This is a genomic window from Salipaludibacillus sp. CF4.18 (assembly GCF_051262595.1).
GTDB classification, from domain to species: Bacteria; Bacillota; Bacilli; order Bacillales; family Salisediminibacteriaceae; genus Salipaludibacillus; species Salipaludibacillus neizhouensis.
The window spans coordinates 1-6172 of sequence record NZ_JBIMEV010000100.1; the positions used below are offsets into that span (position 1 = coordinate 1).

The 6172-nt window shown below is 34.5% G+C and carries 4 protein-coding genes and 2 riboswitches; of the genes, 3 read left to right on the forward strand and 1 reads right to left on the reverse strand.

Translation table 11 applies throughout. The annotated features are described in order from the left end of the window. Nucleotides 1-194: 194 nt before the first annotated feature. Nucleotides 195-277, reverse strand: a riboswitch (cyclic di-GMP riboswitch). A gap of 459 nt (nucleotides 278-736) precedes the next feature. Next, the gene (locus tag ACHABW_RS25075) at nucleotides 737-910 is read left to right on the forward strand and encodes an aspartyl-phosphate phosphatase Spo0E family protein (RefSeq protein ID WP_435759681.1); all 174 of its coding nucleotides are present in this window, start codon (nucleotides 737-739) and stop codon (nucleotides 908-910) included. 651 nt (nucleotides 911-1561) lie between these two features. On the opposite strand, the gene ACHABW_RS25080 is transcribed toward ACHABW_RS25075, so the two are convergent. Beyond that, the gene (locus ACHABW_RS25080; protein WP_435759683.1) at nucleotides 1562-4150 is read right to left on the reverse strand and encodes a bifunctional diguanylate cyclase/phosphodiesterase; all 2589 of its coding nucleotides are present in this window, start codon (nucleotides 4148-4150) and stop codon (nucleotides 1562-1564) included. A 66-nt stretch (nucleotides 4151-4216) separates the two neighbouring features. After that, a riboswitch (cyclic di-GMP riboswitch) is annotated at nucleotides 4217-4301 on the reverse strand. Between the two features lie 263 nt (nucleotides 4302-4564). On the opposite strand from ACHABW_RS25080, the gene ACHABW_RS25085 reads away from it, so the two are divergent. Continuing rightward, nucleotides 4565-4753: an ATP-binding protein gene (locus ACHABW_RS25085; RefSeq protein WP_435759685.1), complete on the forward strand. Its 189-nt coding sequence runs from the start codon at nucleotides 4565-4567 to the stop codon at nucleotides 4751-4753. Between the two features lie 978 nt (nucleotides 4754-5731). Continuing rightward, the gene (locus ACHABW_RS25090; RefSeq protein ID WP_435759687.1) at nucleotides 5732-6157 is read left to right on the forward strand and encodes a site-specific integrase; all 426 of its coding nucleotides are present in this window, start codon (nucleotides 5732-5734) and stop codon (nucleotides 6155-6157) included. Nucleotides 6158-6172: the final 15 nt, after the last annotated feature.

Below are 6172 nucleotides of genomic sequence, written 5' to 3' on the forward strand. Positions count from 1 at the left end.
GCCCCTTCCTTAAAATATTCTTAAAAAAGATCCATAAGGATTACATTAAAAATTAATTGTAGTTAATCAAAAAGTATTTCGCGCCAAAGTAAGATCCAAACAATCGCGGCATCGAATACATTATCCATATTTTAACCATCCTCCATATCTACACAAAAAAAACAACCCGAATAATACAGGATGTGCTATCCTGAAACGGCAACTGGCTGGCTTTGCATTTGCTTTAGCCCCTATAGCTTTGCGTCACTATGTTTCCATAGCTTTGCTATTTACATTCCAAATAATTATAGCGGTCTTAAAATTTCCCAAAAGTGATGTTTTCTAACTATAATAGACACATTCCCACCTAGGATTAGAATAATCACTATTTCAGGTTTTATGTTGAATATGATCAAATTTTGTAAGAAAAATGACTATGAATATGTAATATATTGTTATTTTCCTGATAATATATTTTAGGAACTTCCGTATAAACACTCGAAAATAAAAGGAAAACACATCTATTATGCGGTTTCCTTTTTTCTGATTTGTTCAACTCCCCTTCGTTTTTTAAAACATCTCTTCATAATCTCTGTTAAACATAATCCTGACAATTCCTTCGTACTATGGACGTCAACAAAATTTTTGACGTAATGATAGAAGTTTCGTCGAATCACTTAACAATTCTTTAGATATACTATAAGATTATCTTTGTCGGTTTTTTAGATCGTTAATTTTATACCTTTAGGAGGAAGTCGTGGCAACTCAAGAGAAACCTTTGGATAAGTTAGAATATAAAATCAAGTTACTACGTAGCCTTATGATAAATACTGGTCATTTAAGAGGCCTCACTCACCCACATACTATTAAAAATAGCCAAAAACTTGATATTTACTTGAATAAATACGGTAAAATAAGATCACTTGGCTAGTTATTTCTACTTATTTCAACTCCACATTATGAACCAATGCAACACAATATTTTAATGAATCTCCATCTCTCTTTTTTTCAATATAAGAGCAACAACAGTTTACTTCTATAAACCTCTCCCTTATTGCAAGAGGAAGATAGAAAGACTATTTGGAGAAATGGATATTAAATATCGTTCCTTCAGGACTTGATGTATAATCGATTTTGGCAAAGGAAAAACAAATCGGTATTCCTATCTTATTATTCTCTTCATCAACCGTGTAAACGATATTGTTACTGAATTTTTGAAATAGCGAAGGATAAACCTGAAAAGAGCTTTAAAAGAAGTTAAATTGGTTGACTTACATTTGAGTAATATCGCAGACTTTTCAACAGCTTCTTTTTGAACTTGATTAATAACTCCTTAGATGCCATGAATGCAGAGAAAAGAACCTTATTAATCATTAAATCAAGGTATAGGTTTGTACACGATCAAAAGAAAAATTGGCTGGATTAAGTCCTGTTGAATACAGAACTCAATTCAGCCAATCAGCTACATAATAAAAACTTTAACTTTTAGGAGTAACCACATTTCTATGTGAACTCACATGCGTTTTGATTTGTGAATGGCTTGTCTTTACTTCTGAAGTAAACCCGTTACAAAAAGACTACACTAAAAATAGTGAAAAGAATTAGAGTCAATTTTTCTTTCCAACATATGCTGTAATTCTCGGCTCGGAACTGGTGGACTAAATAAAAATCCCTGTCCCTCAAAACATTGATGTTCTTCAAGGAATCGTAAATGTTTTTCTGTTTCTATTCCTTCAGCCAAAACGGTTAAACCTAATTGTTTTGTCAGAAGAATAATGGTACTTAAAATTTCCTTTGCTTTTGGATCCGAATCCATATCTTGAATAAAAGACCTATCAATTTTCACAATATCAATGGGAAGGTTCTTCAAATAATTCAAAGAAGAATACCCTGTCCCAAAATCATCTAAAGCGATTTTAATTCCCATGTCTTTTAGTTGTTTCAATTTACGAGTGGCGACATCGGTCTTTTCCATAACAATGCTTTCCGTAATTTCAAGAATTAAATAATGCGGATCCAACTCTGTTTCCCTTAATATTTGGGTAACCTTGGATACTAAATTACCTTGATAAAACTGCTGAACAGATAGATTCACGGAAACTGTTTTTAGTGGATATCCTTCACTTAACCATTGCTTTTGTTGTTTACAAGCCTCCCTTAACACCCATTGGTCAATTGGAATGATTAGGCCTGTTTCTTCAGCAATAGGAATAAAGTCGGCTGGAGAAACTATTCCTAAATCTCCTCTATTCCAGCGGACCAAGGCTTCAGAACCGATCAATTCGCCTGTTTTAATGTCCACTTGGGGTTGAAAATACACGATGAATTCTTCCTTTTCTAAAGCTGTATGTAGGTTTTGTTCAAGTTCCATTTGTTTATTAATTTTATGACTCATTTCCATTGTATAAAACTGATAATGACTCGTCTGATTTTTTTTAGACTTTGGGACAGCAATGTTAGCTTTTTTCATCAATGATTCATCTGTTTTTCCGAGATCAGGGTACAAACTAATGCCTATACTCATATTTATATTCACTTGGTGGTGCCCCAAACGAAAAGGCTCTTCAAAAACCTCAAAAAGATGTTCGGCGATGTACGCCACTCTTTTTTGATTGGTGTCATTTAAGAGAATAACAAATTCATCGCCGCTAATATGGTAAACACTGTTGTGATGAGTTTTTAATCGATTGGCGATGAGTTTAAGCAGATCGTTGCCATAATCGTATCCTAACGTGTCATTAATATACTTAAATCGATTGACATCAATATACAATAAAGCAAGAGAACGCTTCTTTTGTTCAGCACTTTCAAGAATTTCCGTGATATGTTCTTGATACACATGATTCGGTAAATCAGTAATCATATCATAGAAAGCCAAATGGTAGATCCTTTGTTCGGCTTTCTTTTGGTTAGAGATATCTTGAAGGATGCCAATAGCCCCATCAATTTTTCCTTTAGAATTGTAAAGAGGAGCTGTGGAGACACTCACATCAATTATTGTTCCATCTTTTTTTTGACGTTTCTCCTCTTTATCTACAAACACCCTGCCTTCTTTAACAACATTTTTCAACCAATCATGTTGATGCTTAGATGTCTTATCGTTTAGAAGGGGATATGATTGCCCCAACACTTCTGACTTATCCCAATTAAAAATACGTTCAGCGGCAGGATTCCACAATGTCACCTTTTGATATCGGTCGAATGCTACAATCGCAACAGGTGCAGATTGAATCAACGTGTGAAGAAACCGATTTGTTTCTTTGACTTTTTCTTCGGTTTTCATTTTTTCTGTCACGTCACGAGAGATATAAATATAGCGGTTCACATTACCATAGCTCTCTATTATTGGTGTTGCTTCACCTTCAAGGGGGATCCAATGCCCTTGTTTATGTTTGAAACGAAAGAATATTCTTTGTTTCTCAATGGTTTGTAACATTTTCTTAATTGCGTCTTCAGCACTGCAACGATCATTAGGATGTACATAATCAATCCATACTTTACTCATTAGATCATGAGAAGAATATCCTAAAAACTTTTCATAAGATGGGGATGTATATTCAAACGCACCATTTTTATCTACGATACCTACAAAATCTGTTACATTATCTGCTATAAGGTTAAAATTGGCTTCGTTTTGTTGTAGTACTTGCTCTGTTTTCCAGCGTTCTAATGCAAGTGCTGCTAAATGAGCAAATGATTCAAAAAGTTCTTGTTCATTAAGGTTAGGCCCTTTTGGCTCTTTATAATATAATGCGAATGTCCCTACCACCTCTTCGTTTGAAGATAATATAGGTTTTGACCAACAGGCTCTTAGTCCGAAAGTTAAGGCTAATGAACGATACTCCTTCCATAACGGATCATTTTCAATATCTTCTACAATCACTGTTTCTTTACGAAAAGCAGCTGTACCGCAGGAACCAACATTCGGACCGATTTTGATCCCATTAATCGCATTGATGTATTCACCAGCAAGACTTGGAGCGATACAGTCTTCTAGTGAATGTTCATCCTCATTAAAAATGAGGATCGAACAATACGCATTGGGAATAAACTCTTCGATAATATATATAATTTTCTCTAACACATGAACAAGCGGCTGTCCTATGGCAATCATTTCAAGAGTTAAATTTTGTGCTTGTAGCACCGACGATTCTTGTTTGTTTTTATTCATATCCACTTTCCTCTCAATTTTGATATAAATAAAAAACACATCCGTTAATAGGATGTGTTCTCCCAATACGGCATCTGGCTGGCATGACCTAATAGTTTTAGCCCCTCTAGTTTTGCGTCCACCCATTTCTGAATGTTTGCCTTTATATTTTTATTCACCTTACTAAAGACCTGATACAAAAGTTACCTAAATATTATTAATTCTATTATAATATGACAAAATTCGGAATTCAATGATTTACTAATAGATTAAAAGAATTCCTTTATCTAAATTCCCTAATGCGCAAGATTTTGGTTATTGTAAAGGCGAAAGCTTACATCCAGGTACCTTTAAGGTTAAGGGCAAAGTTATCCCAGTCTCAATTTGATGAATTCTTTTATCGATTCAATCGACGCCATAATCCGAGCGATATCTTTGATTCCGAAGTTAGGAGAGGCGTTCTTCTCAAACAAAGAAAAAGGATTTGGATTAGGGTTAATGCTTACCTATAAAATTATAGAGCAACATCACGGAGAAGTATCTATTCAAAGTGATGTTGGACTGGGTACCCAGGTCACGATGTCTTTTCCCGTATCTATCTGTATCCCTCCAGAACTAGCATAATCAACATCTGATTTGAATGGCTCGGAAACTAAAGAATGTGGTCAAATTAAACCACATTTATAACTTTAGTTATAAGTATTCAGCTAATCAATATCGGATAAGCTACTCGTTCCTGGGATCCTATTGTCAAAAATTATATCAATCTAGAATTACCCAAGATATTCTTTTTAACTTAAAACAGATTTACCTAGATGAGGAGATACAGCATTATCCTAATAACCGAGATGCGATTATTACTTGTTTTTTGGTCCATAGGATAAGTTATGGGCTTATCCTGGTTTCAAGGCATTCCTTGTCCTTCTCAGTGATGGCAGTTACGACACTTGTGGGTAACTTCTGATATGTAAAAAATTGCTCCTCATTGGCCAATTAGAAATCATTTGATATGATTCAGGTTATGTTCGATTAACATGAACATAATACTAATAGTCGAATCCAATAAGATATAGGGTCGATACATAAGTTATGTCAACTTCCCCATAAGTACACAAATCAAGCCATTGAATATATATTATGTAAACTAGAAATAAATTAAAAAGGGACAATAACCATAACTCCTTGTTACGATAATAAATGTTATTGTGAAACAAATTCCCTCACTTGACGATTAGGACTGACTTCATAAGTTTTATAGGTTCGACCCAATAACTTTAAAGTTCGACCATAAGTTTTAGTGTCGTCCGTTAATTCACTTGATTTGGAGGTCTTTACAATGAATTTTCAGGAAGCTTTATGATGTATCTTGAAGTTGAAAAAAACTATCGATAAATACACTTTGTGGCATCCTTTTGATCTAAAATGCTATCAAGATTTTTTACGAACAAATGATCGATCATAACTGTTAGATACGTTAATTCCATCAACGAGTCGAAGGTTTATTCAAGATCAAGTCATGAATCACCATGCTAAACCACGGACTATTCAGCGGCGTATTCATGTTTACAGTCGTTCAGTGTGTTTTGTTTAAAAGAAAATTGCATGCAAAATGATTTCATGGCTGGTGTGCAATCACCGAAATCTGATAAAAAATTACCTGTTTATATGACCTTAGAAGAATTACAAAAACTATTTTATTTTCTAGAAAATGATCATCGACCACTTGCAATGCGAAACCAATTATTATTTAAATTACTAGCAACATCAGGCATGCGACGGCAAGAATTAGTGGATCTAACATGGGAACGAATTAACCTTAGTAATCACACGGTCCGCGTTGAAGGAAAAGGAAAAAAAGAACGCCTCCTCCCTCTTCATCCCGTTGTTATCCCGCTATTTCATGCGTTCAGGGAACAACAATTAGAGAGTCAGTTACATCGCACGGAATCCGTGTTTTTGAATAGAAACGGAGTAAAAATCAATCCGAGAGGCCTTCATGTTGTCTCATTAATCATCTCCATCAATTAACCCTTGATATAATAT

Coding starts and splice junctions, on each gene's coding strand:
- ACHABW_RS25080 (WP_435759683.1), bottom strand. CDS start 4,150: ATGAATAAAAACAAACAAGAATCGTCGGTGCTACAAGCACAAAATTTA.
- ACHABW_RS25090 (WP_435759687.1), top strand. CDS start 5,732: ATGCAAAATGATTTCATGGCTGGTGTGCAATCACCGAAATCTGATAAA.